This window comes from Streptomyces alboniger (assembly GCF_008704395.1).
Classification (GTDB): Bacteria; Actinomycetota; Actinomycetes; order Streptomycetales; family Streptomycetaceae; genus Streptomyces; species Streptomyces alboniger.
On the sequence record NZ_CP023695.1, the window covers coordinates 7,442,971 to 7,468,478 of the forward strand.

General features: G+C 71.9%; 21 protein-coding genes and 1 pseudogene. 14 read left to right on the top strand and 8 right to left on the bottom strand.

Annotated elements, in window-relative coordinates; translation table 11 throughout:
- Window positions 1-51 precede the first annotated feature (51 nt).
- Both CP975_RS32550 and CP975_RS32555 read right to left on the bottom strand, forming a co-directional pair.
- Window positions 52-528, bottom strand: a complete 477-nt coding sequence (locus tag CP975_RS32550; RefSeq protein ID WP_055535230.1) for a (2Fe-2S)-binding protein — start codon at window positions 526-528, stop codon at window positions 52-54.
- Between the two features lie 17 nt (window positions 529-545).
- Window positions 546-2,882 carry a molybdopterin cofactor-binding domain-containing protein gene (locus CP975_RS32555; protein ID WP_150477644.1) on the bottom strand — a complete coding sequence of 779 codons (2,337 nt, stop codon included), beginning with the start codon at window positions 2,880-2,882 and terminating at the stop codon, window positions 546-548.
- A gap of 295 nt (window positions 2,883-3,177) precedes the next feature.
- Here CP975_RS32555 and pstS point away from each other — a divergent pair, with 295 nt between their 5' ends.
- A complete protein-coding gene (pstS, locus tag CP975_RS32560; RefSeq protein ID WP_055536076.1) occupies window positions 3,178-4,329 on the top strand; it encodes a phosphate ABC transporter substrate-binding protein PstS in 1,152 nt (383 codons plus the stop codon).
- Window positions 4,330-4,569: 240 nt separating this feature from the next.
- Window positions 4,570-5,193 (top strand): LysE family translocator, encoded by a 624-nt coding sequence (locus tag CP975_RS32565; protein WP_055536077.1) that lies wholly within the window; start codon window positions 4,570-4,572, stop codon window positions 5,191-5,193.
- Window positions 5,194-5,222: 29 nt separating this feature from the next.
- Here CP975_RS32565 and CP975_RS32570 read toward each other — a convergent pair whose 3' ends face one another.
- Together CP975_RS32570 and CP975_RS32575 are read right to left on the bottom strand one after the other, a co-directional pair.
- Entirely contained in the window at window positions 5,223-6,431 is a 1,209-nt protein-coding gene (locus tag CP975_RS32570; protein WP_055536078.1) for a cytochrome P450, read from the bottom strand.
- 119 nt (window positions 6,432-6,550) lie between these two features.
- Entirely contained in the window at window positions 6,551-6,883 is a 333-nt protein-coding gene (locus tag CP975_RS32575) for an ArsR/SmtB family transcription factor (protein WP_055536079.1), read from the bottom strand.
- 127 nt (window positions 6,884-7,010) lie between these two features.
- Here CP975_RS32575 and CP975_RS32580 point away from each other — a divergent pair, with 127 nt between their 5' ends.
- The 6 genes from CP975_RS32580 (at window position 7,011) to CP975_RS32605 (ending at window position 13,267) form a co-directional block, all read left to right on the top strand.
- Window positions 7,011-8,111, top strand: a complete 1,101-nt coding sequence (locus CP975_RS32580; RefSeq protein ID WP_150477646.1) for a cation diffusion facilitator family transporter — start codon at window positions 7,011-7,013, stop codon at window positions 8,109-8,111.
- Between the two features lie 118 nt (window positions 8,112-8,229).
- A complete protein-coding gene (locus CP975_RS32585; protein WP_055535634.1) occupies window positions 8,230-9,714 on the top strand; it encodes a PepSY-associated TM helix domain-containing protein in 1,485 nt (494 codons plus the stop codon).
- Between the two features lie 304 nt (window positions 9,715-10,018).
- Window positions 10,019-10,396 carry a four-helix bundle copper-binding protein gene (locus CP975_RS32590; protein ID WP_070321305.1) on the top strand — a complete coding sequence of 126 codons (378 nt, stop codon included), beginning with the start codon at window positions 10,019-10,021 and terminating at the stop codon, window positions 10,394-10,396.
- 135 nt (window positions 10,397-10,531) lie between these two features.
- Window positions 10,532-11,731 (top strand): acyl-CoA dehydrogenase family protein, encoded by a 1,200-nt coding sequence (locus CP975_RS32595; RefSeq protein ID WP_055535638.1) that lies wholly within the window; start codon window positions 10,532-10,534, stop codon window positions 11,729-11,731.
- Window positions 11,732-11,783: 52 nt separating this feature from the next.
- Complete coding sequence (locus tag CP975_RS32600) at window positions 11,784-12,254, top strand: DIP1984 family protein (protein ID WP_055535644.1); 471 nt, start codon at window positions 11,784-11,786, stop codon at window positions 12,252-12,254.
- 278 nt (window positions 12,255-12,532) lie between these two features.
- Entirely contained in the window at window positions 12,533-13,267 is a 735-nt protein-coding gene (locus tag CP975_RS32605; RefSeq protein WP_055535640.1) for a hypothetical protein, read from the top strand.
- 4 nt (window positions 13,268-13,271) lie between these two features.
- On the opposite strand, the gene CP975_RS32610 is transcribed toward CP975_RS32605, so the two are convergent.
- The 3 genes and pseudogenes from CP975_RS32610 to CP975_RS36075 form a co-directional block, all read right to left on the bottom strand.
- Window positions 13,272-13,490, bottom strand: coding sequence for a hypothetical protein (locus CP975_RS32610; protein ID WP_030775696.1), 219 nt, complete (start codon window positions 13,488-13,490; stop codon window positions 13,272-13,274).
- Window positions 13,491-13,849: 359 nt separating this feature from the next.
- Window positions 13,850-15,232 (bottom strand): annotated as a pseudogene (locus tag CP975_RS32615) (PAS domain-containing protein); the annotation flags it as partial.
- Window positions 15,233-15,275: 43 nt separating this feature from the next.
- Window positions 15,276-15,653: a PadR family transcriptional regulator gene (locus CP975_RS36075; RefSeq protein ID WP_199783038.1), complete on the bottom strand. Its 378-nt coding sequence runs from the start codon at window positions 15,651-15,653 to the stop codon at window positions 15,276-15,278.
- A gap of 190 nt (window positions 15,654-15,843) precedes the next feature.
- Here CP975_RS36075 and CP975_RS32620 point away from each other — a divergent pair, with 190 nt between their 5' ends.
- The 4 genes from CP975_RS32620 to CP975_RS32635 all read left to right on the top strand — a co-directional run bounded on the left by CP975_RS32620 (window position 15,844) and on the right by CP975_RS32635 (window position 21,373).
- Complete coding sequence (locus tag CP975_RS32620) at window positions 15,844-16,788, top strand: oxygenase MpaB family protein (RefSeq protein ID WP_055531887.1); 945 nt, start codon at window positions 15,844-15,846, stop codon at window positions 16,786-16,788.
- The gene (locus tag CP975_RS32625; RefSeq protein ID WP_055531885.1) at window positions 16,770-19,007 is read left to right on the top strand and encodes a serine/threonine-protein kinase; all 2,238 of its coding nucleotides are present in this window, start codon (window positions 16,770-16,772) and stop codon (window positions 19,005-19,007) included. Before CP975_RS32620 ends, CP975_RS32625 begins: the two co-directional genes overlap by 19 nt.
- Before the next feature lie 111 nt (window positions 19,008-19,118).
- Window positions 19,119-20,699, top strand: coding sequence for a phytoene desaturase family protein (locus tag CP975_RS32630; RefSeq protein ID WP_055531883.1), 1,581 nt, complete (start codon window positions 19,119-19,121; stop codon window positions 20,697-20,699).
- A gap of 56 nt (window positions 20,700-20,755) precedes the next feature.
- On the top strand, window positions 20,756-21,373 hold the full coding sequence (locus CP975_RS32635; RefSeq protein WP_055531881.1) for a TetR/AcrR family transcriptional regulator: 618 nt from the start codon (window positions 20,756-20,758) through the stop codon (window positions 21,371-21,373).
- Window positions 21,374-21,418: 45 nt separating this feature from the next.
- On the opposite strand, the gene CP975_RS32640 is transcribed toward CP975_RS32635, so the two are convergent.
- Window positions 21,419-22,645, bottom strand: coding sequence for an FAD-dependent oxidoreductase (locus tag CP975_RS32640; RefSeq protein ID WP_150477648.1), 1,227 nt, complete (start codon window positions 22,643-22,645; stop codon window positions 21,419-21,421).
- 147 nt (window positions 22,646-22,792) lie between these two features.
- On the opposite strand from CP975_RS32640, the gene CP975_RS32645 reads away from it, so the two are divergent.
- Window positions 22,793-23,905 carry a nitronate monooxygenase gene (locus tag CP975_RS32645; RefSeq protein ID WP_055531879.1) on the top strand — a complete coding sequence of 371 codons (1,113 nt, stop codon included), beginning with the start codon at window positions 22,793-22,795 and terminating at the stop codon, window positions 23,903-23,905.
- A complete protein-coding gene (locus CP975_RS32650) occupies window positions 23,902-25,467 on the top strand; it encodes an acyl-CoA synthetase (protein WP_055531877.1) in 1,566 nt (521 codons plus the stop codon). The genes CP975_RS32645 and CP975_RS32650 overlap by 4 nt, the downstream gene beginning before the upstream one ends.
- The last annotated feature ends 41 nt before the right edge of the window (window positions 25,468-25,508 follow it).

Below are 25,508 nucleotides of genomic sequence, written 5' to 3' on the forward strand. Positions count from 1 at the left end.
AGAGTATGCATCAGAATGCATGGCCATGCAAACAGCTCTCGCCCGGCCGGCTCACATGTTCTTCGCGCCCGCCTTGATCGCCTCCCGGATGCGGGTGTACGTGCCGCAGCGGCAGATGTTGCGGATCTCGTCCAGATCGCGCTCCTCGATCTCACGTCCCTCGGCGGCGGCCCGGCGCACCTTGGCGACGGCGGTCATGATCTGCCCCGGCTGGCAGTAGCCGCACTGGGCGACGTCCAGCTCCAGCCAGGCCTCCTGCATCGGGTGCAGCTCCTTGCCGACGGTGGCGGGCAGCCCCTCGATCGTGGTGATCTCGTCATCAGGGGCGATCTTGGAGACGGGGACCGAGCAGGGGTTGAAGGCCTTGCCGTTGATGTGCGACGTACAGGCCTGGCAGACGCCGATGCCGCAGCCGTACTTGGGTCCGGTCACGCCGAGGAGATCACGCAGGACCCACAGGAGACGTACGTCGTCCTCGGCCTCGACGGTGATCCGCTCGCCGTTCAGTGTGAAGGTGTGGCTCGCCATGGCGGGAATCAGGCTCCTCAGAAGGCGCGGTCGAGACCGTCGGTGGGGGACTGGGGGGTGGAGGGCTCGCGGGGGAGCGGGTCGAAGCCGAGCGTGCCGTGGTTGATGGGGAAGCTCGTCGGCAGCGTCCCGGTCGCGCGCGCGTACGCGCAGGCGATGGCGGCGAACGCGGGAGCGACCCCCAACTCGCCCGCACCAGCGGGCTTCTCGCTGTCGCTCGGCATGATCACCACGCGCAGTTCGAGCGGCGTGTTCCACTGCCTCGTATAGAAGTAGTTGTCCCAGCTGCCCTCCAGCGGCAGGCCGTCCTTGATGTGCAGGCTGGACGTGAGGGCCATCGCGAGCGCGTCGTTGAAACCGCCCATCATCTGGGCCTCCAGGCCGCGCGGGTTGATGGCGAACCCCGCGTCGACGACCATCAGCGCCTTGGTGACGCGCGGTCCCGTCACCGCGTCCCGGATCTTCCGGTTGACGGTCTCGGGGCGGCAGTCGATCTCGACGAGCGCGGCGACCGCGCCCCGGTACTCCGCGTGTACGCCGACGCCCTGCGCCATCCCGGCGGGAAGCGGCCTGCCCCAGCCGCCCTCCTCGGCCGCCCGGTCCAGAACGGCCCGCAGCCGCTTGTCCTTGAGGAACGCGCGGCGGAACTCCACCGGGTCCCTGCCCATCCTCGCGGCGAGCTGATCGACGACCAGCTCCCGCGCGCACGCCACGTTCGGGGAGTAGATGTTGCGCATGCTGCCCGTGTTGAACCTCAGCGGCACCTCGTTCAGCAACTGGGTCGTGGCGCCGAAGTGGTACGGCGTGGACTGTGTCAGCTGGAAGATCGTCTCGGCGAACGTCAAGTTGCCCGCGACGGGCAGCTTTGCCGCGGCCGACGTGATCATCTCGCCGAGACCGTGGCCGAAGTCGGTCTGCGAGCCGGTGTGCCGCTGCTCGTAACTGAGGACGTTGCCGAGGGCGTGCGTCGCCCGTACGCGCGAGACGCACATCGGATGCGTACGGCCCTGGCGGAAGTTGTCCGTGCGGGACCACGACAGCTTGACCGGCTTGCCCATCTTCTGGGAGATCTCCGCCGCCTCGGCCGCCACGTCGTGGAAGAGATGCCGGCCGAAGGACCCGCCGCCCTCCACCACATGCACGGTGACCGCCTTTTGGGGCAGCCCCAGCCGGGCGGCGATGTCCTGCTGGGCCACGATCGGGACCTTGAGGCTCGACCAGATCTCGGCGCGGTCGGCCCGCACGTCGGCTATCGCGTTGTCCGGCTCCAGCGGGCTGTTGCTGGCGAACGCGAAGGTGAACTCGGCGTCGAGCTTCTTGGTGAACAGCGGCGGTACGACCATGGGCAGGGCAGCCGCTTTGATCTTGCGCAGGACGGTGTCGTCCGATTCCGTGTCCACCGTGCCGCGCCCCCAGGTCACCTCCAGGGCGCGCAGCGCGTCGACGCACTGGCCGAAGGTCGCGCCCCGCACGGCCACACCGTGCTCGATCACCGCGACATCGGTGATGCCCGGCATCCGCAGGACCGCGTCGGCGTTGTGCACCGCCTTCACCGTGCCGTTGATCGTCGGCGGCCTGCGCACCATGGTGGGCTTGGCGTCCGGGACGTCGTGGTCCATGCCGAACTTCTTGCGGCCGGTGACGATCTCCAGGGCGTCGATACGGTTGCGGGGCGTGCCGAGCACCGTGAAGTCCTCGCGGGGCTTGAGCCGCGCGGTGGCCGCGCGGACCTTCGCGCTCGCGGCCTTCTCGGCCAGTGAGCCGTACGTGGCGCTGCGGGCCCCGCACCGGATCACGCCGTCCTCGACCGTCAGCCGGGAGGCCGCCACGCCCCACTCCTCGGCCGCCGTCGACACGAGCCGCTGCCGGGCGACGGCGGCGGCGGTGCGGACCGGCAGATACATGCTGCGCATCGAGTTCGAGCCGCCGGTGAACTGGTTCATCAGCAACTCGGGCCGCGCGTCGGCGAGCGCGACCCGCACCTTGTCCAGCGGCAGGTCCATCTCCTCGGCGATCATCATGGCGATCGCGGTGGTCATGCCCTGGCCCACCTCCGCGCGGGGCACGGCGAAGGAGGCGGTGCCGTCCGTGTGCACCTGGACGGAGATCAGGCCGGACGTGGGCGCCGCCACCAGGTTCTGCAAGTCGCCGAGATCGAAGAGGTTCTCGGGCTGCGGCGGGGACGGTACGGCTGCCGCGGCCTCCTGCCCCTGGACCGCGTCGGCGCCGAAGCGGACGCCGACGGCGAGGGTCGGGGCGGCGAGCAGGTAGGCGAGCACTCTGCGGCGCTCGGGAGCGTGGGGGGCGTCGGGAGCCGGAGGCTCCGGCTCCGGCGGGGGAGCGGGTTCTGTCATGGGCGTCCTTCCAGAGGAGGGGGGAACGAGTGGTACGAGTCAACGGCGGGACAAGTGTGGCGTGTTGGAGGCGGTGCGGAGCGGTCCGGGGCGGCCCGGCGGCCGGGAATCATCGGTCCACGTGGTGCGCGCCAGGTGGCAGGTGCGAGGTGGCAGCTGCCATGGTCCGTACGGCAGTGCGACGCCCACTGTTCGCTCGGGCGTCATCTGCCGTCACCCGCGATCGACGAGCATCTGGGATTCATCTGAGATCCGTTCGCGGTATCCCGAACCGCGGTATCCCGAGGGGACAACGTTGCGACGCCCACGTCCAGGACGTACGTACCGAGGCAGCGGCACGGCCGCCGCGGGCTCACTGGCGGCCGTGCTGTCACTGGCCCTGGCGGGGTGTGGGTTCGCCGGCCTCGGGGAGGGGGACGGGGACGACCGCGCGTCCGCCGCTCCCGCCGCCGTCGCGGGGATCGACTGCGCGAAGACGGGAAAGGTGCCCGGGACGGGGTCCAGCGCCCAGCAGAGCGCGATGAAGTTCTGGATCAAGGAGTACCAACGCGCCTGCCCCGGCGTGCGGATCGCCTACAACCCGATCGGCTCCGGGGCCGGTAGCGCCCAATTCCTGCGGGGAGCCACCGCTTTCGGCGGCTCCGACAGCGCGTTGAAGCCGGACGAGGTCGCCCTGTCCAAGGACGTCTGCCGGGGCGGCCGCGCGATCGACCTGCCCATGGTCGGCGGGCCCGTCGCGATCGGATACGACCTGCCGGGCGTCGACAGCCTGGTCCTCGACGCCCCGACGCTCGCGAAGATCTTCGACCGGCGGATCACCAGCTGGGACGACCCGCTCATTCAGCGGCTCAATCCCGGTGCCGAACTGCCCTCCATGCCGATCCGCCCCGTTCACCGCTCCGACGACTCGGGCACCACGCAGAACTTCCAGGCGTATCTCGCGGGCGCGGCCCCCGACGCCTGGCGACACCCAGTGGGCAAGGCCTGGCAGGGCAGGGGCGGCGCGTCCGCGAGCGGGTCGAGCGGAGTCGCGGCGGAGGTCACTTCCGGCTTCGGCGCGATCGGCTACTTCGAACTGTCCTTGGCGCGGGCCCGGCACATCAAGACCGTCAGCATCGACACGGGCGCGCCCGCCCCCGTCAGGCCCACGCCTACGACGGCGTCGGCCGGTATCGCGGCGGCGGCCCGCGTCGCGGGCAAGGGCAAGGACATGACGCTGAAGTTCCGCTACGGTTCCTCGGCGCCGGGCGCGTACCCGATCGTCCAGGTCACCTACGAGATCGTGTGTGACAAGGGGAACCAGCAGGCGACCCTGCCCGCACTGAAGTCGTTCCTGAGCTACACCGCGAGCGAGGCGGGCCAGGAGCCGCTGTCCCGCCTGCACTACGCGCCACTGCCGGAGTCCGTCGCGGGGCGGGTACGCGAGGTGGTCCGCACGCTCGCCTGACCGGCGGGCGGGCCTCGCGGTGGCGCGGGCCTCGCGGTGGCGCGGGCCTTGCTGCGGCGCGGGTTGGCCTCACCAGGGTGTGGGCTCGCCCTGCCCCGGGCGCCGGTTCGTCCCGCCCGGGCACGGGTTCGCCATAGCTTGAGCGTCGGTCCACGCCACCCGACGTCGGTCCGCCCCACCCGGCGTCGCTCCGAGTCCCCCCCCCGCGGGCAGGAAAAGGCCGGGTGCGAGACTGCCCGTATGTTCACGGAGATCATCGCGGCGGCCGGCGTACTCGCTCTGCTCACGGTGGTGCCAGGGCCGGACATGGCTGTGGTCACCAGACGGGCCGTCAGCTCCGGCTGGCGCGACGGGCTGCGCACGGTCGGCGGCATCACCGCAGGACTGCTGATCTGGGGCGTGCTCACGGTGGCCGGACTCGCCGCCGTGCTGGCCGCTTCGGCCGTCGCCTACACGGCCGTCAAGCTGCTCGGCGCCGCCTATCTCGTCTTCCTCGGGATCCAGGCCCTGGTGCGGAGCCGCAAGGGTGCGCCACCGTCCGCCGCCGTCCCCGGCGCGGCGGCGGACGGCGGCAGCCCATGGCGGACCGGCCTCGTCAGCAACGTCCTCAATCCCAAGATCGCCGTCTTCTACACCGGCCTGCTGCCCACCTTGACGCCCCATTCCCTGCCCTCGCACCTGGGCATGGCCCTGCTGGTCCTGCTGCATGCCACCCTCACCCTGGTCTGGCTGGGCGGTTACGTCATGGTCCTGGCCAAGGCCCGTTCCTTCTTCGGCAGGCCCGCGGTGCGCCGCGCCCTCGACCGGGTGACGGGTGTCGTGCTGATCGGCTTCGGGCTCAAGGTGGCGACGGCCGACAGCTGATACGGGCGCTGAGGCGCCGGGCGCCGGCCCTACTCCTTGTCCCAGGTGACCGGCAGTTCGTGCACCCCGAAGATGTTCATGCCGGTCCGCAGCGGCACCTCCTCGGGCGCGACGGCGAGCCGCAGCGTCGGGAAGCGGGTGAGCAGCGCGGGGAGCGCGACCCGCATCTCGATGCGGGCCAGCTGCTGGCCGAGGCACTGGTGGATGCCGTGGCCGAACCCGAGGTGGCCGGTGGCGTTGCGGCGCACGTCGAGGGTGTCGGGGTCGGGGAACCGCTCCGGGTCGCGGTTGGCCGCCTCCATGGCGACGACCACCGTCTCACCCGCCTTGATCAGTCGGCCCGCCACCTCGGCGTCCTCCAGCGCGGTCCGCGCCCCCGTCTGGGCGACGGTCAGATAGCGCATCAGCTCCTCCACGGCCGTCTCGGCGAGGCCCGGATCGCCTCGCAGGGCCGCGAGTTGGTCCGGGTTGCTCAGCAGAGCGAAGGTGCCGTACGCGATCATGTTGGCGGTGGTGTCGAGGCCCGCGCCCAGCAGGAAGGCACCGATCCCCGCGAGCTCCTCGTCGGTGAGGTCGCTGCTGGTGAGATCGCTGAGAAGGTCGTCGGTAGGGGCGGCCCGCTTGGTGAGGACCAGCTTGTGCAGATAGTCCTGGAACGCCGTCAGGGCGGCGATCTTCTCCTCCTCACTGGTGCCCTGCGTGATGAGCACCTCGGTCTGACGCCGGAAGAAGTCCTGGTCGGCGTAGGGCACTCCGAGGAGTTCGCAGATGATCAGCGCGGGGATGGGCTGCGCGTACTCCTGCACCAGGTCGAGCGTCGGCCCCCGGCGCTCCATGGCGTCGAGGTGGTCGGCGGTGACCTGCTCGACGCGTTCGGTGAGCAGCCGCATCCGGCGCACGGTGAACTTGCCCGTGAGCAGCCGCCGGTAGCGGGTGTGCTCGGGGGCGTCGAGCCCGGTGAGGTCACCCACCGGAGCGGGCCCCAACGTCCCCTCGATCCCGGAGTCGTAGGGAAGGTGCATGAGTTCGTAGCGCGAGCTGAAGCGGGAGTCGCTCAGGATCGCGCGCACCACGGAGTGACTGGTGGCGAGCCACCCCACATGCCCGTCGGGGAAGCGCAGCCGGGTCAGCGGCCGCTTCTCGCGCAGTGATGCGTACGCGACGGGTGGGTCGAAGGGGCAGCCCGAGGGGCGCTCGATGGGCAGGCGTACGGGTTCGTCCGACAGTTCGTGCCGCATGGTGTCCTCCGGTGCAGGAAATACCGTGACGCCAGCATGGCACAGGAGTGACGCCAGTGCGAGCCAAGTTGGCTCCCTTTGGCGTCAATGTGGCGCTGGGGTGGCTGGGGAGGGGTGACTCAGGCGCCGAGACGGTGATGCGCGAGGTTCAGCACCTCGTCGATGACGCGTCGCAGATGGCCGTCGCGGAGTGAGTAGACGACGCGGCGCCCTTCCTTGCGCGTGTCCACGAGCCCGGCGAGGCGCAGCCGCGCGAGGTGCTGGCTGACGGCGGGCCGCGCTGCACCGCACGCCTCGGTCAGCGTGGTCACGTCGGCCTCGCCCTCGCTCAGGCGGCGGACCAGGACCAGGCGGGTGCGGTCGGCCAGAAGTGCCAACAGCTCGGCGGCGAGGGCGAATTGCTCCTCGCTCGGGGTGTGCGGGTGCGCATGGTGCGCAGGTGATAGGTGCATGCGTGCGCTCACACGCACATAATGAGGGGCTGGACGGCCGGTGTCCACACCGGCCGGGACCGGCCCCGCCGGTCCGTCGCGGCCGAGCCCGGCCGCGACGCCCTCCGCGCACCGGAAGGGGCACCACGTGAGCGACGGCCATCACCACCACCGTGACCACTCCCACGACCCCCACGCCCACTCCCACGAACCCCACTCCCGCGACCCCCACGCCCACCCTCATCCCCACCCCACCGGGCCGAAGCGCCACGCGCACCGCCTGCGGCACCTGTTCACCCCGCACTCCCACGACTCGGCCGACAAGGTCGACTCCGCGCTGGAGAGTTCGGCGCGCGGCATCCGGGCGCTGTGGGTCTCCCTCGGCGTGCTGGGGCTCACCGCCCTCGCGCAGGCGGTGGTCGTGGTGATGTCCGGCTCCGTCGCCCTGCTCGGCGACACCGTGCACAACGCCGCGGACGCCCTGACGGCGGTGCCGCTCGGCATCGCCTTCGTCCTCGGGCGGCGCGCCGCCACCCGCCGCTTCACGTACGGATACGGCCGTGCGGAGGACCTGGCGGGCCTGGTCATCGTCCTCACGATCGCCGCCTCCGCCGCGTTCGCCGGCTGGACGGCCGTCGAACGGCTCCTGAACCCACGGGACATGAGCCACGTGCCCGTCGTGGCCCTCGCCGCCGTGATCGGTTTCCTCGGCAACGAAGGCGTGGCCCGCTACCGCGTCCGCGTCGGCCGTGAGATCGGCTCGGCCGCGCTCGTCGCCGACGGACTCCACGCGCGTACGGACGGATTCACCTCGCTCGCCGTGCTGGTCGGAGCGGGCGGCTCCGCCGTCGGGCTGCGGCTCGCCGACCCCTTGGTCGGCCTCCTGATCACGGCCGCGATCCTGCTGGTCCTGCGCGACGCGGCCCGCGAGGTCTTCCGCCGCGTCCTGGACGCCGTGGATCCGGCGCTCGTCGACGCGGCGGAGAGGGCACTCCTGGAGGTGGGGGGCGTACGGGGCGTCGGCGAGCTGCGGATGCGCTGGATCGGCCACCGGCTGCGCGCCGAAGTCGCCGTCGTCGTGGACGGTTCGCTGACCCTTCGCGAGGCGCACGAAGTGGCCGTCGAGGCCGAGCACGTACTGCTGCACGCCGTCCCACGCCTGACGGCCGCCCTCGTCCACGCGGACCCGGAAACCGCCGCCGGGGAGCGCGACCCCCACCTGGCCCTGGCCCACCACGCGTCCGCCTGAACACGCCGCTGTGGCGCAGGTCACGTGAAGTGGCGGGAACTGGGGCGCCGCGCGGCCCGACTCCTGGACCGGCCCGGTCGCAGCCGGGCCGCTGTCCGTCGATCCAGGAGAACACCTCATGCCCGCCGAACCCACCGTCCTCGCCGAAGGCGACGGGCAGCAGCCGGCCGAACCACAGGATCCGCCGCGGGCCGCGGAGGCCCGGCCCGCCGGGAAGCGGTCCGGCTGGGCGTCGTTGCGCCCGCTGGTCCTGCGACTGCACTTCTACGCCGGGCTGTTGATCGCCCCGTTCCTCCTGGTCGCCGCCGCGACGGGCCTTCTGTACGCATGCTCGTACCAGGCCGAGAAGATCGTGTACGCCGACGAACTGCGCGTGCCGGTAGCGGCCGGCAAGAGCGAACTGCCCCTGGCGCGCCAGGTGGCCGCGGCCCGCAAGGCGCACCCGGAAGGGGAGATCAGCGCGGTCCGGCCCGCGCCGGAGAGCGGCGCCACGACACGCGTCCTGCTCTCCGGGGTGCCGGGGGTCGACCCTGACCGCACCCTCGCCGTCTTCGTGAACCCGTACACGGGAGAGGTGCGCGGCGCGCTCGAACAGTACGGGGCGACCGGTGCCCTGCCGCTGCGCACCTGGATCGACGAACTCCACCGGGATCTGCACCTCGGCGAGCCCGGGCGGCTCTACAGCGAACTCGCGGCCAGCTGGCTGTGGGTGATCGCGGGCGGCGGCCTCGTCCTGTGGTTCGGCCGCCGCAGGTCGCAGCGGAAGCTGCGCGGCGCGACGGGCCGCCGCCGCACGCTGTCGCTGCACGGCTCGGTGGGCGTGTGGGCCGCGCTCGGACTGTTCTTCCTGTCGGCGACGGGGCTGACGTGGTCGGCGTACGCGGGCCAGAGCATCAGCGATCTGCGGGACGCCATCGGCCAGAGCACGCCGACGGTGACGGCGAGCGTCACGCCGGGAGCGGAGCCCGGCGAGGGCTCCGCGGGGGAGCACTCCGGGCACGGCGCGGGCGGCGGTTCGGGCGCCCCGGCCGACGCGGGTAGCGGGAAGCGCGGGGCCGACGTCGGTCTCGACGCCGTCCTGAAGTCCGCCCGCGGCGAGGGGCTCTCGAATCCGGTGGAGATCGTTCCGCCCGCCGACGCCTCGTCCGCGTACGTCGTCAAGCAGGTCCGGCGCAGCTGGCCCGAGAAGCAGGACTCGGTCGCCGTGAACCCCGCGAACGGCGAGGTCACCGATGTGCTGCGGTTCGACGACTATCCCGTGCTGGCGAAGCTGACGCGCTGGGGCATCGACGCGCACTCCGGTTCGCTCTTCGGTGTCGTCAACCAGATCGCGCTCGCCGCGCTCGCTCTCTGCCTGATCCTGCTGATCGTGTGGGGGTACCGCATGTGGTGGCAGCGCGGCCGCGGGTCCTCCTTCGGGCGGCCCATGGCGCGCGGCGCCTGGCAGGACGTACCGGCGTACGTCCTGGTCCCGCTGATGGCGGCGATCGCGGTGCTCGGCTACTTCGTGCCCCTGCTCGGCATCCCGCTGGCGGCGTTCCTCGCCGTGGACATCGTGCTGGGCGAGATCGCGTACCGGCGGGGGAGGCGTACATACGCCTGAGACGCCCTGCCCCGGGCCCTCGCCGCCCGGCCTCGTGGCAACGAGGTTCGCGCGAATGTGTGTGACCGGCGTCTGAGCGGGCACTCGAAAGGTGGGCCCCGCCGTGTCTCCCCCGTCGCGGCGGGGCTCCTCCGAGGGAGCCCGAGGCCGGCGCGCCGGCCGATTTCCCCGTCACCGCCGCCCGCCCCACCCCCCGGGCCCGGCGCTCTCACCGCTCTCGCCGTCACCGCGCCGGGCGCGCCGCTCCTCGCCGGTTTGGCCCGCCAGGCCATGGCTACCCGTGCGGCAGCGAAGGGAGAGGCCCGTGACAGCCACGACTTCCTCACCGTCCGTGCCGCAGGAACGCAGCCACCAGGACCTCGTCCGCTATCTGGAGGACCGCTTCGCCTGCGCCCAGGCCTGCGACGACTGCGTGCGCGCGTGCACCCGGCGGCAGGGCCCCGCCGAGCCGGGTGACGCCCTCAACACCACCTGCGCCGACGTGTGCGACGCCACCTCCCGGCTCCTGGCCGAACAGCCCGACCAGGACGAGCAGCGGATCCGTATGCAGGTCGAGTGGTGCCGGGACGTCTGTCTCCAGTGCGCCGCCCTCTGCGACCTCCGCCCCGCCTCGGCCGGCTGCGCCCAGGCGTGCCGAGACTGCGCCAAGGCCTGCGACGACTTCCTCACGACACTGGGCTGAGGCGCCCCCAACACCGGGCCGAGCCACCTCGCAACACCGGGCCGAGCCACCGGCATTCCCTATTCCTGAAACACGTTCTACTGTGTGCGCCGTCAAGTCCGAGGCCGAGCGAACCAGTCAGAGCCTGGAGGGGCCGTGCACCTCGAATACACGCCTGAGCAGCAGCAGTTGCGCACCGAGCTGCGTGCGTACTTCGCCGAACTGGTGCCGGACAACGTCTACGCGCGGCACGGTGACCCCGCCGCCCGGAAGCGGTTCTACCGGGAAACCGTCCGGCGGCTGGGCAGGGACGGGTGGCTCGGCGTCGGCTGGCCCAAGGAGTACGGCGGGCGCGGGCTCACGCCCATGGAACAGTTCATCTTCTTCGACGAGGCCGCGCAGGCGGGCGTCCCGCTGCCGCTCATGGCCCTCAACACCGTCGGTCCGACGATCATGCAGTTCGGCACGGAGGAGCAGAAGGGCTACTTCCTGCCGCGGATCCTCTCCGGGGAACTCGACTTCGCCATCGGGTACAGCGAGCCCGACGCGGGCACCGACCTCGCCGCGCTCAAGACGAAGGCGGTCAGGGAGGGCGACGAGGCCACCGGCCACTACACCGTCAACGGGCAGAAGATCTGGACGACCAACGGCGACACCGCCGACTGGGTGTGGCTCGCCGTCCGTACAGCCGCTCCTGAGGAAGGCGTCCCGCTCCACAAGGGCATCACGATGCTCCTCGTCCCGACGAGCGACCCCGGTTACTCCTGCACCCTCATCAACACCCTCGCCTCGCACGACACGACCGCCAGCTACTACGAGAACATCCGCGTGCCGGTCTCCCGCCGCGTGGGAGAGGAGAACAAGGGCTGGCGCCTGATCACCAACCAGCTCAACCACGAGCGCGTCACCCTCGCCGCCCACGGCACCATGGCCATCCGCGCCCTCCACGACGTGCAGCGCTGGGCCATGGACACCAAGCTCGCCGACGGCCGCCGCGTCATCGACCTCGCGTGGGTCCGCCGGTGCCTGGCGAAGACCCACACCAAGCTCGACGCGATGAAGCTGCTCAACTGGCAGATGGTGAACGCCGTCCAGGAAGACACCCTCACTCCGCAGGACGCGTCCGCCGTCAAGGTCTACGTCTCGGAGGCGCGCCGCGACGCGTACGCCTGGCTCATGGAGGTCGTCGGCGCGGCGGGCGCCCTGAAGGAGGGGTCGGCGGGCGCGGTCCTCCACGGCGAACTGGAGCGCGGCTACCGCTCGGCCGTGATCTTCACGTTCGGCGGCGGGAACAACGAGATCCAGCGCGAGATCATCGCGTGGATCGGCCTGGGGATGCCCCGCGTGCGCCGCTAGTACCGGTATGGGCCTAGACTCGTGCGGGCTCATGGAGGGGGAGGCGGGGACAGTGAAGCTTGCTGAGGCACTGGCGGAACGCGCGGAGGCGACGCGCCGTGTGGAACAGCTGCGAGCGCGTGTCGTCAGCAGTGCGCGGTACCAGGAAGGGGAGACGCCCGCCGAGGACGCGGCTCAGCTGCTGGCCGAGGCCGGTGAGGTGCTGGACGCTCTGGAAACGTTGATCCGGCGGATCAATCGGACCAATGCCACCGTGCAGATGGGTCCTGACGGCACGCTCACCGATGCCCTCGCGCGCCGGGACGTCCTGCGGTTGCGGCACTCTGTGATCACCGCGGCGGCGGACGCGGCGGCGGGTCAGGGCGAGCGGGGATACGGTCGGCAGCTCCGGTCCGAGCTGCTGATGCTCTCCGCGCTACCGGTCGCGGAACTGCGCGGTCGGGCGGATGACCTCGCCCGGGAGATCCGCGAGGTCGATGTGCGGATCCAGCGGACGAACTGGGAGGCCGATCTGCTGGAGTGACTACTCCGGCGAGTTGGGACGATGTGGAGCAGGTAGCGGCTTCGGAGGCGTGCACACCCGAGGGCTGGCGGTTCCAGCCCACTCCTGGCGCGTGAAGAGCAACGCGGGGGTTCGACTCCCCGATGAACAGTGCAGCTCAGCACCGCGTACAGGTGAAGGTGCACATCGCACAGCACATCACCACGTGCAGATCCGAGGCGGCGAGGGCGGGTTCGGGGTTTCCACATCGCGGAGGCCGGCCCACGGGACAACCGGGGCGAGCGCTAATCTTCGTACGCATGACCGATTCTCAAACGCGTGACCGGCTCGCGGCTGACCTCGCGAGACCGACGACCCGACGCGTCTTATGGCCCGCAGCGGGTGGCACCGCGTTCATACTCGCCGCCGACCTCGGCACGCGCGCCTACAACCGGTACGACTCCATCCCGGCCGTCCGCAGGTTGGTGAACGTCGACGTCGAGGCCAACCTGGCCACTTGGTGGAACAGCACGCTGCTGCTGGCCGTGGCGGGCATGGCGCTGACCGCCGCGCTGCTCAGCGGGGCCGGCGTGCGCCCCGGGCGCCTGTCCTGGCTGGGGCTCGCCGCCGCGACCGCACTGCTCAGCATCGATGAGACAGTCTCGTTGCACGAACGCCTCGGTGAGGTCGGCCGGTCGTGGAAGGAGTGGGCCGGGGGCTCGCTGCCCACGCACGCCTGGGTGTTGCCGGGCGCGGCCCTCGCGGTGGCGGGCACCGTGTGCGCCGTGCTGTGGGCGCGGAAGCTCCCGCGTGACCTGCGGTACGGGCTTCTCGCCGCACTGGCGGTGTATCTGGGCGGGGCGCTGCTGACCGAGGCGTTCAACGGCTGGGCGCTCGAGAACGGCCACAGCACCGTGCTCATGCTGGGCACGCTCGTGGAAGAGGGCTTGGAGATGAGCGGCTGCCTCGTGGCCCTCGCCGCCCTCGGCCGGTACGTCCTGCTGGAGCGCGACCCGGCCTCCGGGCGCGCGGCGCTCCGGTTGCGGGACGGTTAGAACCTCAGCGGCCGATGAGGCTGTGCAGGCCGATCGTGCAGCCGCCGAAAGCGGCCAGGCCGGCGAGGAGTGCGCCGGCGGTGCCGCCCGTGCTGAGCAGGGTGAGGACGCCGACCACGGTGCTGAAGAACGCCGCCATCAGCAGGATCAGTGCCGTGCGTTGGCTCAGCAGTGCTTCGTTGGCCGGGCCCGGGTCGGACGGGGGAGTCGGCGGGGTGCTCATGCGGGCCCCGTGTCGCGGCCGCTGCGCACGGTGTAGGCGTACCGGGGCATGGCCAGCAGCTGGTCGACGATCCAGGCCCACTGGGCACGGCGCCCCGGCAGGTCGGCCAGGTACCCGCGCTGTTCCTCCACCCACTCGTGCCGCTCGTCCTCGGGCAGCAGCAGGGCCAGTACGCGGGCGATGAGCTGGAGCGCCCGGCCTCCGGAGGCGTTCTCGTAGCGCTCCCGCGCTCGTGCCGGGGACCACGGCGACGGCTCGTCGGAGTCGGTCGGCCGCGGGTCCTCCGGGGGTGGCTTGGCGTCCTCGCCGGCGGTGCTGCGGTCCGTGTCACCGGTGAGTCCGGGAAAGCTGTAGGTCGTGTCGGCCCCGCGCCGGATCTGGCCCCGCAGCGGGCTCTGACCGCGAACGGTCCTGCTGTTGAAGATGAACCCGCCGTGGTGGCGGTTGATGGTCGACTCCACGGTCAGCCAGGCACCGGTGCCGGACTTGAAGCGGCACTCGATACGCGTGGTGGGTTCCTCGACAGGGCTGGCGGCGAGGAAGCGGCGCAACTCGTGGACCACGAGACCCAGATCCATGGGGTGGATGAGCGAGGCGAGTTGGGAGCCGACGAGCTCGTCGGCGTCGCGGCCGTAGACCCCGCTGGCGGCCGGACTCACGTACCGCAGAACGCCGTTCGGCGCGGCGATCATGATGACGTCGCTGGAGCCCTGGACCAGCGACCTGAAGTGGTTCTCCTTCCGGGCCAGTTCCTGGGCGAGCGTGATGCTGTCCAGGAGCATCACGCCTTGGCGTGCCACGAGGGCCATCACCACGGAGCCGGCGGTCAGCAGGACCACGCGGTCGACGCGCTGGCCGCTCAGAGCGTTGTAGAGAATCCCCAACATGCAGACCGCCGCGGCCAGATACGGCGTGAGGGCCGCCAAGGAGCCGGATGCGGGGGTGACGGGGGCGCTCTGCCGATCCGGCCTCACACGGGTGCGGGCCCGGGTGTCGCGGACGGCGCCGCGCCGTGGCATCCAGGGTGCGTACGCCAGCAGCACGGCGGCGGCGAACCGGCAGGCGTCCAGGACCGGGCTGGAGTGGGAGCCCCCACGCGCCAGTGGGGAGCCGAACAGGGTGTCGCACAGTACGGGCAGGGTGAGCGCGGCGATCACCGCGCAGATGGCGGGCCGGTCGGCCGAGGAGCGCCGGAAGCGGAGCACGAGCACCGTTCCGACGAGGACGGTTTCGAGCAGCGGCAGGGCCAGGGAGAGCGCGGTCGGCGCCACGGCCGGTCCGTCGTCGAAGCCTGCGCCACGGTCCACGGCGAAGCTCCAGGAGAGCGTCAGGAGTGAGCCGCCGACGAGCCAGGCATCCAGGGAGAGACAGGCCCAACCCGCCCGGGTGGCCGGGCGCCGGGCGAGCATCAGCAGTCCCACGATGGCCGGGGGAGCGAAGCAGAGCAGGAACAGTCCCGCGAGGAGCGGCGCGGATGCCGCGCGGCCCAGCATCGCCTCGTGACAGCCCCAGACGATGTCCCCGAGCGCCGCCATCGCCGAGGAGAGCGCGAACAGCAGCCAGGCGGCGCGCACCGGGCGCGGCCGGTGCCCGGCGTGCAGGAAGCAGGAGACCGAGGCGGCCGCCGCGGCCGCACCGAGGCCGAAGTGGCCCATGAGGAGGCCGAGTCGGGCCGACCCCCAGCCCAGGACGGAGCCCGTGGCGTAGCCGGCGCAGAGCGCCGCGAGCAGGAACCGCAGCACACGCGACCCGGGCGCGGCACGCTCAGGGCCGGCGATACCCCGCTCACTCAACGCTGCCTCCGGCCAGTCCGGGCCGCGCGACGCGCGCGCGGCCCGTGGTGGGTGCGGCGGCCGTCGCCTCCGCCAGGGCTTGTGGCGCGGCGGCAGCGCCCTTGGAGCTGATGCGGTAGAAGCGGCGGCGCGGGCGGCCCTCGCCCTCGGCGATCTCGTCCCGCTCCCAGTACCGCTCGACCCAGCCCGCCTGCCGCAGGCGTTCGAGGATCGGGAAGAGCGTGCCGTTCGGGAGGCCGGTGCGCTTCGACAGTTCCAGTCCGTACAGCCCATCGGCGAGTACGACCGTGCGGTGTTCGCGGGCGTCGCCGTGGCCGAGGAGGGCGCGCAGCACTGTTTGCGTGTGCGGCGTCATCTTCACATCCGGCATGGGCGCAATCTACTTAGGTCGAAGGGCGCTTGTCTACCTAGGTAGCCAAGCCGGGATCGGGGCGGGATTCCGGCTGGAACGGAGGAGGCGACGAGGTCACACTGGGGACCGACGGGCCGCAAGGCATCACCAGCAGGTGAAGGTGTCACCAGGCAGAAGAAGGCGTCACCCGGCAGGAGATGGCCGTACCATGACCGAGCACATAGCCCCGGCCGAGCCCGACCCCGGCCTCTTCGGACCGGCGTCGGTGACCTGGCAGCTCCACTCGGACCCCATGATGTGGATCGCCGGGATCCGCGCCCTCTACCTCCAGGCCCTGCACCCCCGAGCGGTCCGCGGCGTCATGGAGAACTCGGACTTCCGCAAGGACGCCTGGGGCCGCCTGATGCGCACCGCGCACTTCGTCGGCACCACCACCTACGGCACCACCGAGGCCGCCGAGAAGGCGGGTGCCCGCGTACGCAAGATCCATACGATGCTCACGGCCACCGACCCGGCGACGGGGGAGCGCTACGGCGTCGACGAGCCCGAGCTGCTGCTCTGGGTGCACTGCGCGGAGATCGACTCCTACCTCCATGTCGCGCGAAGGTCGGGGATCCGGATGCCGGACGCGCTCGCCGACCGGTACGTCGACGAACATCGGCGGAGCGCCCGGCTGGTGGGCCTGGATCCCGCGGACGTACCGGCGTCGACGGCAGGGCTCGCCGCGTACTTCGAGAAGGTGCGGCCCGAGCTCGCCGCCGGGCCCGACGCCCGCGCCGTCGACGACTTCCTCCAGCGCCCGCCGACGCACCCCCTGCTCGCCCCGGCGCGCGCCCTGCTGTGGCGGCGCGTCGCCGATCTCGCGTACGCCTCGCTGCCGCCGTACGCCCACGAGCTGTACGGCAGAGCCGCCCCACCGCCCACCACGGTGACCCGGCGGCTGACTCTCACCGGTACCGTCCTGCGCGCCGTCCCCGCGCGTGTGCGCTGGCAACTCCCGCCCAAACACATCCTGCGCGCCATGGCCCGCCTCGGCCCCGGCAGCCGCCCGGCCCCGTACAAACTCGACAGAGGGGACGCCATACTGGACGGGCCGGGGAGGGCGCAGCGAGGCAACGGGGGCGACAGCACGAGATGGCGGACACCAGGCTGATCCAGGGCCGCTACCGGCTGCTGGATCTGATCGGGCGCGGCGGCATGGGCGAGGTGTGGCGGGCACGCGACGAGTCGCTCGGACGTCAGGTCGCCGTCAAATGCCTCAAACCGATGGGGCCCCAGCACGACCACTCGTTCACGCGCGTCCTGCGCGAGCGCTTCCGGCGCGAGGCGCGGGTCGCCGCCGCGCTCCAGCACCGCGGCGTCACCGTCGTCCACGACTTCGGCGAGTACGACGGCGTGCTGTATCTGGTGATGGAACTCCTCGAAGGGCGCAACCTCAGCCAGCTCCTGGAGGACAACAAGCAGCATCCGCTGCCCGTCGCCGACGTCGTGGAGATCGCCGCCCAGGTCGCCGCCGCCCTCGCCTACACCCATGAACAGGGCATCGTCCACCGGGACCTGAAGCCCGCGAACATCATGCTGCTCTCCGACGGCACCGTGAAGATATGCGACTTCGGCATCGCCCGCCTCGGCGCCGACATCGGCTTCACCTCCCGCCTGACCGGCACCGGCATCGCCATGGGCACACCGCACTACATGTCGCCCGAGCAGATCAGCGGCGAACCCGTCGACCAGCGCAGCGATCTGTACTCCTTCGGGTGCGTTCTCTACGAAATCGCCACCGGCGCCCCGCCGTTCGACCTGGAGGACGCCTGGGCCGTCCTCGTCGGACACCGCGACACCGCGCCCGCCCCGCCGCGCCGCCACCGCGGCGAACTGCCCGCCTACTTCGAGCGCATCGTCCTCGACCTGCTCGCCAAGGACCCCGGCGACCGGCCGGCGGACGCGCGAGAGCTGGGCCGGCGCATCGCCGAGGGCAGCGCCACCCCTTCGTACGTCCCGACCGTCGTCACACCCCCGGCGCGCCGAACCGGACAGCCGCTCTCCGGTGAGCCGCGCCTGCCCTCGTGGACCCGCGGCATGACCACCGGACACAAGGCGAGCGGCGCCTCCGTGCTGCGCACCACCCCGCCCGACGCGGCGGCCGGCCTCACCGGCGAGTGGATCCCGCGCACCGACACACGCCGGACCCGGACTCCCCGTCAGCCCGAACGACCCACACCGCCACCGGAGTTGATCGCCACACTCGCAGGTCGCCACAACGCGGGGCTGAGCCTCGGCAGGCTCGGGCGCTGGGCGGAGGCGGGCGAGGTGCACCGAGCCGTCGCCGCCGAACGCGAGCACGCGCTGGGCCCCGACCACCCCGACACGCTCGCCAGCCGCTACGAGGTCGGCTTCACGCTCAGCCGCACCGGCCGCGCCGCCGACGCCCTGCGCGAATACGGCCGGGTCGCCCAGGGGAGGGAGCGCTCCCTCGGGCCCGAGCATCCGGACACGCTCGCGGCCCGCCAGGAAATGGCGTACGTACTGGGTCAGTTGGGGCAGCACTTCGAGGCGCACCAGATGTACACCTCGGTGCTCGCGGCTCGCGAACGGACGGCGGGCCCCGACCATCCGGACACCCTGCGCTGCCGCCACAACCTCGCCTACAACCTCAGCCGCCTCGGCCGACTCGAGGACTCCTACCGACTGGCCGAACAGGTCGCGGCGGCCCGCGCGCGCGTCCTCGGCGCGACCCACCCCGACACACTCGTCACCCGCTACGAAGTCGCTTACGCGCTCGGCCAGTTGGGGCGCTGGCCAGAGGCGCTGTGCACCTATCGCGAAGTCGCCGACGCGCGGGTGCGGGCGCTCGGCGCCGACCACCCCGACACGCTCGCCGCCCGCTACGAGGTCGGCATCAGCCTCGGCAGGCTCGGCCGCAGCGCCGAGGCGCTGGAGCTGTACCGCGACCTGATCGACGACCGTACGCGCGTGAGCGGCCCCGCCGACCCGGAGACGCTGCGGGCGCGGCACGGGCTCGGCGTCAACCTCGGCAGGCAGGGCCGATGGGAGGAGGCGCTCGCGGAGGCCAGGGACGTGTGCGCCATCCGCGAGCGGGTGCTCGGCCCCGACCACCCCGACACGCTGGTGAGCCGCCGCGAGGTCGCGGTGGGCCTCGGCTGGCTCGGCCGCTGGGCCGACGCGCTCACCGAGTACCGCAGGGTGGCCGCGGCCCGCGAACAGGTACTCGGCGCCGACCACCCCGACGCCCTCGCCAGCCGCAACGACGAGGCGCACTGCCTGGAACAACTGGGCCGTGGCACGGAGGCGGTAGAGCTGTACCGCAGAGTGGCGGCGCTCCGCCAGCACCGGGCGGCCGGTCCTCACTGAGCCCCTCCTCCCAGGCCGCGACACTGAACCCCTCCTCGCGGGCCGCCGCGAGACGGCCGTGTCCCCGTCACGGGCGGGGACCCCACCGGGAGCCCCGTGCTAGGAAGAGGCATGTCCGATCCTGCTGCGTACGACGCCGTCATCGTCGGCGGTGGTCACAACGGTCTCGTCGCCGCCGCCTATCTCGCCCGCGCCGGGTGTTCCGTGCTACTCCTTGAGCGGCTGGCCGGCACCGGGGGCGCCGCCGTGTCCAGCCGGCCCTTCCCCGGAGTCGACGCGCGGCTGTCCCGCTACTCGTATCTCGTCAGCCTCCTCCCGAAGAAGATCGTCAGGGATCTCGACCTGGACTTCAGGGTGCGCACGCGCACCATCTCCTCCTACACCCCGACCGAGCGCGCCGGACGTCCCACGGGCCTGCTCGTCGGCGGCGGCGAGGCCCGCACCCGGCGGGCCTTCGCGCGACTCACCGGGGGCGAACGCGAGTACGACGCCTGGCGGGACTTCTACGCCATGACCGGCCAGGTCGCCCGCAGCGTCTTCCCCACGCTCACCGAACCCCTGCCCGGCCGCGCGGAACTCCGCGCCCGCGTCGACGACGCCACCGCCTGGCGGGCCCTCTTCGAGGAACCCCTCGGCACGGCGATCGAGGAACGCTTCGCCGACGACCTGGTGCGCGGAGTCGTCCTCACCGACGCCCTCATCGGCACCTTCGCCGACGCCCACGACCCGTCCCTGCGACAGAACCGCTGCTTCCTCTACCACGTCATCGGCGGCGGCACCGGCGACTGGAACGTGCCCGTCGGCGGCATGGGCGCCCTCACCGGAGCCATCGCCGACTCCGCGCGCGCCGCGGGCGCACGGTTGCGCACGGGGTGCGAGGCGACGCGGATCGACAGCGATGGGCTGCGCGCCGCAGTCACCTACCGGGAGGGCGACCGCGGCGAGCGGACCGTCGACGCCCGGCACGTCCTCGTCAACGCCTCTCCGCAGGCCCTCGCCACCCTGCTCGGCGACGAGCCGCCCGAGCCCGCCGAAGGCGCCCAGCTCAAGGTCAACATGCTGCTCAAGCGGCTTCCGAGGCTGCGCGACACCTCCGTCGACCCGCGCGAGGCGTTCGCCGGGACCTTCCACATCGCGGAGGGATACGAGGAGCTGGCGACGGCGTACGCCCAGGCCGCGGCCGGAGCCCCGCCCGCCGCGCCGCCCTGCGAGATCTACTGCCATTCGCTCACGGACCCGACCATCCTCGCCCCCGACCTCGTCGAGGACGGCTACCAGACCCTCACCCTCTTCGGACTGCACACGCCCGCCCAGCTCTTCGCCGACGACCACGACGCGGTACGCGACGACCTGCTGAAGTCGACCCTCGCCCAGCTCGACAAGCATCTCGCAGAGCCGATCGCCGACTGCCTGGCGCCCGACGCGGAGGGCCGCCCCTGCATCGAGGCCAGAACCCCGCTCGACCTGCAGCGCGACCTGCGCCTGCCCGGCGGCAACATCTTCCACGGTGACCTCGCCTTCCCCTACGCCGAGGACACCGAAGCCGCCGGGGGCGCCGAGGGCGGCGGCGCCCGCTGGGGCGTGGCGACGCGGCACGCGAACGTCCTGCTGTGCGGGGCGGGCGCCGTGCGCGGCGGGGGCGTCAGCGGCATCCCGGGCCACAACGCCGCCATGGCCGCCCTTGGTGAATAGCCCTGGTGTACGGTCGTACGTCGATCACCGGCGCGAGCGAGGAGAGGGGCGCCACGATGGCTTCCCGCCGAGGGGACGGCACCCCGACCTTCACCGAGCAGGCCCGCCGCGGCCAGCTCATCGAGTGCACGATCGATTTGATCGCCTCGAAGGGCTATCCGGCCACCTCCCTGGCGGCGATCGCCGAGCAGGCGGGCCTGTCGAAGGGCGCGGTCCTCTACCACTTCGCGTCCAAGGACAACCTGGCCCAGGCCACCTTCTCGTACGTCATCGAACGGTTCACCGCGTACGTGAACGACAAGGTGGCCGCCGCGCCGGACCCGCGCGCGGCCGTCGTCGCGTACGTCCGGGCGATGATCGACTATCAGCGGGAGAACCGCCGTCATGTGCGAGTGATCACCGAGGTGCTCCTCGACGACGCGGGCGGCACCCGGCTCAAGAACCCCGGCGGCCATGACACGGCGGGCCGCTGGAACGCCCTCGCGGATCTCCTTGCCGCGGGTCAACAGGCCGGACAGTTGCGGGAGTTCGCCCCCGACACGGTCGCCCTCGCGATCGGTGGGGCGATCGACGGCGTGGTCGCGCACTGGCTCACCCACCCGGAGCTGGACCTGGACGCCGCGGCGGACGAACTGGTGACGTTCACGCTGCACGCCATCGAGAAGCGCGGCTGAGACCTCCCGCCTCCCGCTTCCCGCCCGGGGCCGGAGTCCCCGTGGTCAGCGGCGCGCGAACGCCGGTGCGTGTTCCGGGCGCACGCCCACCCCGCCCAGGTACCCCGTCACCGTCCGCAGCGCGGGCACTCTCCGCAGCATGCGCAGGGGCAGCGGCAACCGGTCCCCACTGAGGGTCCCGGCGAGCGCGGGCCTCAACAGCATCTCGTGCTCGCCCAGTTGCTGCTTCTGCGTCACGGCCATCGGCAGCCACCGGCGCTTCTGGACGCGGGCGAGGTCACGCACGTCCACCCGGCCGCGCCGCAGCGGTTCGGCGAGGAGGCGGGCGGCGGCGACGGCGTCCTGGACCGCGAGGTTGACGCCGACGCCACCGACCGGGGACATGGTGTGCGCGGCGTCGCCGATGCACAGCAGGCCCTCGGTGTACCAGCGGGGCAGCCGCCCCATGGTGACCTCCAGGAGTTTCACGTCGTCCCAGGAGCGGATCTCCGCCATCGTGGCGGGGTCCCAGCCGAGCAGCGCGCCGAGACGCTCGCGGAACCGTTCGATGCCGTGGGACCGCAGCTCGCCATCCGTGCCCTTCTTGATGAGGTAGGGGGTCTGGTAGTAGTCGCCGCGGTCCATGGTCGCGGCGACCTGGCCGTCGCGGACGCTCATGAAGACCCGGTCGCTCTTGAGCTCGTCCGGCGGCGCGGGTACCCGGACCTGCCAGACGTCGATGGGCACGTCGTACGAGATCGGTACGAGCCCGGCGGCGGCGCGGACCAGGGAGCCCCGGCCGTCGCAGGCCACCGTCAGATCGGCGGCGATCTCGCCGGACGTGCCGTCGTCGGTGGCGTAACGCACCCCGGTGATCCGGCCGGAACCGTCCCTGCGCAGCCCGGTCGCCGCCGTCCGCATCCGCAGCGTGAACGGCGGCTCGGTGGCGGCCTCGCCCGCGAGCAGATCGAGGAAGTCCCACTGGGGGACAAGCGCGATGTACTTGTGTCTGCCGGGAATGTGCCGCAGGTCTCCCGCGACGACCGTGGTGTCGTCGATGTGCATCCGCATGTCCCGCAGCTTGCGGGCCGGCAGCCGGGCGAAGCGCTCACCGAGGCCCAGTTCATCGAGCAGGCGCAGGGTCGAGGGGTGCACGGTGTCCCCGCGGAAGTCGCGCAGGAAGTCGCCGTGCTTCTCCAGGACCGTCACTTCGATCCCCGCCCTGGCCAGCAGCAGGCCGAGCATCATGCCGGCCGGGCCACCGCCCACCACACAGCACGTCGTGCGTTCCATCTCGGTGTCCTCCCTGAGTAGGTGGGGCCACACTAACCGATCGGTCAGAAATCTGACCACGCGGTCAGGCCGAGCGCTCGCTCAACAATCTGACGCAGCATCAGGAAACCTCTTCCGTCGGCCGGGCCGCTGCGGCATCCTGCGGCCATGCAGACGGAGTTGAGCAGGAGACTGGGAGTCGAGCACGCCATCTTCGGTTTCACGCCCTTCCCCGCGGTGGCCGCCGCCATCAGCAGGGCGGGCGGGCTCGGGGTGCTCGGCGCGGTCCGCTACACGGCGCCCGACGACCTGGCCAGGGATCTCGACTGGATGCAGGAGCACGTCGACGGCATGCCGTACGGCCTCGATGTCGTCATGCCCGCCAAGAAGGTCGAAGGCGTCACGGAGGCCGACGTCGAGGCGATGATCCCGGAAGGGCACCGGCAGTTCGTCAAGGACACCCTCGCCAAGCACGGCGTGCCCGAGCTGGCCGAGGGTGAGGAGTCCGGCTGGCGCATCACCGGCTGGATGGAGCAGGTCGCCCGCGACCAGCTCGACGTCGCCTTCGACTACCCGATCAAACTCCTCGCCAACGCCCTCGGTTCGCCCCCGGCAGACGTCATCGAGCGCGCGCACGCCCACGGCGTTCTCGTCGCCGCCCTCGCGGGCAGTGCCCGGCATGCCCGAAAGCACGCGGACGCCGGCATCGACATCGTCGTCGCCCAGGGATACGAGGCGGGCGGCCACACCGGCGAGATCGCCTCCATGGTGCTCACCCCCGAGGCCGTGGAGGCGGTCGCGCCGCTGCCGGTGCTCGCCGCCGGGGGCATCGGCAGCGGCGAGCAGATAGCGGCCGCTCTCGCGCTCGGCGCCCAGGGCGTCTGGCTCGGCTCCCTGTGGCTCACCACCACCGAGGCAGACCTCCACTCGCCCGCCCTCACCCGAAAGCTCCTGGCGGCCGGTTCCGGTGACACGGTCCGTTCCCGGGCCCTGACCGGCAAACCCGCCCGCCAACTGCGAACGGAGTGGACCGACGCCTGGGACGACCCGCAGGGGCCGGGGCCGCTGCCGATGCCGCTCCAGGGGCTCCTCGTCGCCGAGGCCGTCTCGCGCATCCAGAAGTACGAGGTGCGGAACCTGCTCGGCACTCCGGTCGGGCAGATCGTCGGCCGGATGAACAGTGAACGCGGCGTCCAGGCCGTCTTCGACGATCTGACGCGCGGCTTCGAGCGTGCCGTCGACCGGATCAACCGCATCGCGGGAAGGGGAAGTCAGTCGTGAGCACACCTGCCAACAGCACCCCGCCGAACGGCTTCTGGGCGCAGGCCGCGGCCGACCCCGCCCGCACCGTGCTCGTCGCCCCCGGTGGTGAGGAGTGGACGGCGGGCCGACTGCACGGCGCCGTCAACCAGTTGGTGCACGGGCTGCGGGCCGCCGGTCTGGAGCGCGGCGACGCGTTCGCCGTGGTCCTGCCCAACGGGGTGGAGTTCTTCACCGCGTATCTGGCCGCCGCCCAGGCCGGTTTCTACCTCGTCCCTGTCAATCACCACCTGGTGGGCCCCGAGATCGCCTGGATCGTCGCCGACTCCGGCGCCAAGGTGCTGATCGCGCACGAGAGGTTCGCCGACGCGGCCATGGCGGCGGCCGACGAGGCGATGCTCCCCGCAACCCACCGCTATGCCGTGGGCGACGTGCCGGGATTCCGTCCCTACCGCCAACTCCTGGACGGGCACCCGGAGTCCGTACCCGAAGACCGCACGCTCGGCTGGGTCATGAACTACACCTCGGGCACCACCGGCCGCCCCCGCGGCATCCGCCGACCGCTGTCCGGCAAGCTCCCCGAGGAGGCCTACCTCGGCGGTTTCCTCGGCATCTTCGGCATCAAGCCCTTCGACGGCAACGTCCACCTGGTCTGCTCACCGCTCTACCACACCGCCGTCCTCCAATTCGCGGGCGCCGCCCTGCACATCGGTCATCCGCTGGTCGTCATGGACAGGTGGACGCCCGAGGAGATGCTCCGTCTCATCGACGTGCACAAGTGCACGCACACCCACATGGTGCCGACCCAGTTCCACCGCCTGCTCGCGCTGCCCGACGCGACGAGAGCCGCGTACGACGTGTCCTCGATGCGGCACGCGATCCACGGCGCCGCCCCCTGCCCCGACCATGTGAAGCGGGCGATGATCGAATGGTGGGGCGAGTGCGTCGAGGAGTACTACGCCGCCAGCGAGGGCGGCGGCGCCTTCGCCACCGCGCAGGACTGGCTGAAGAAGCCCGGCACGGTCGGCAAGGCCTGGCCCATCAGCGAGCTGGCCGTCTTCGACGACGAGGGGAACCGCCTGCCGCCCGGTCAACTCGGCACCGTCTACATGAAGATGACCACCGGCGGATTCTCGTACCACAAGGACGAGTCGAAGACGAAGAAGAACCGCATCGGCGACTTCTTCACCGTCGGCGACCTGGGGCTGCTGGACGAGGACGGCTATCTCTTCCTGCGCGACCGCAAGATCGACATGATCATCTCGGGCGGCGTGAACATCTACCCCGCCGAGATCGAGTCGGCGCTGCTCACGCACTCCGCCGTCGCCGACGCCGCCGCCTTCGGGATCCCGCACGACGACTGGGGCGAGCAGGTCAAGGCGGTCGTCGAGGTCGCCGAGGGCAGGACCGCAGACGACGCCCTCGCCGCCGACATCCTCGCCCACTGCGAGCACCGCCTCGCGGGCTACAAGCGGCCCAAGAGCGTCGACTTCATCGAGACGATGCCCCGCGACCCGAACGGCAAGCTGTACAAGAGGCGGCTGCGCGACCCGTACTGGGAGGGACGCGAGCGCGCCATGTGAGGGAGGGGCGACGGGCCGCCGAGTGGCCCGTCCCCCCTGCC

Coding starts and splice junctions, on each gene's coding strand:
- CP975_RS32565 (WP_055536077.1), top strand. CDS start 4,570: ATGTTCACGGAGATCATCGCGGCGGCCGGCGTACTCGCTCTGCTCACG.
- CP975_RS36075 (WP_199783038.1), bottom strand. CDS start 15,653: ATGCCGGATGTGAAGATGACGCCGCACACGCAAACAGTGCTGCGCGCC.
- CP975_RS32610 (WP_030775696.1), bottom strand. CDS start 13,490: ATGAGCACCCCGCCGACTCCCCCGTCCGACCCGGGCCCGGCCAACGAA.
- CP975_RS32625 (WP_055531885.1), top strand. CDS start 16,770: ATGGCGGACACCAGGCTGATCCAGGGCCGCTACCGGCTGCTGGATCTG.
- CP975_RS32555 (WP_150477644.1), bottom strand. CDS start 2,882: ATGACAGAACCCGCTCCCCCGCCGGAGCCGGAGCCTCCGGCTCCCGAC.
- CP975_RS32645 (WP_055531879.1), top strand. CDS start 22,793: ATGCAGACGGAGTTGAGCAGGAGACTGGGAGTCGAGCACGCCATCTTC.
- CP975_RS32570 (WP_055536078.1), bottom strand. CDS start 6,431: ATGCGGCACGAACTGTCGGACGAACCCGTACGCCTGCCCATCGAGCGC.
- CP975_RS32630 (WP_055531883.1), top strand. CDS start 19,119: ATGTCCGATCCTGCTGCGTACGACGCCGTCATCGTCGGCGGTGGTCAC.
- CP975_RS32620 (WP_055531887.1), top strand. CDS start 15,844: ATGACCGAGCACATAGCCCCGGCCGAGCCCGACCCCGGCCTCTTCGGA.
- CP975_RS32575 (WP_055536079.1), bottom strand. CDS start 6,883: ATGCACCTATCACCTGCGCACCATGCGCACCCGCACACCCCGAGCGAG.
- CP975_RS32585 (WP_055535634.1), top strand. CDS start 8,230: ATGCCCGCCGAACCCACCGTCCTCGCCGAAGGCGACGGGCAGCAGCCG.
- CP975_RS32635 (WP_055531881.1), top strand. CDS start 20,756: ATGGCTTCCCGCCGAGGGGACGGCACCCCGACCTTCACCGAGCAGGCC.
- CP975_RS32605 (WP_055535640.1), top strand. CDS start 12,533: ATGACCGATTCTCAAACGCGTGACCGGCTCGCGGCTGACCTCGCGAGA.
- CP975_RS32640 (WP_150477648.1), bottom strand. CDS start 22,645: ATGGAACGCACGACGTGCTGTGTGGTGGGCGGTGGCCCGGCCGGCATG.
- CP975_RS32550 (WP_055535230.1), bottom strand. CDS start 528: ATGGCGAGCCACACCTTCACACTGAACGGCGAGCGGATCACCGTCGAG.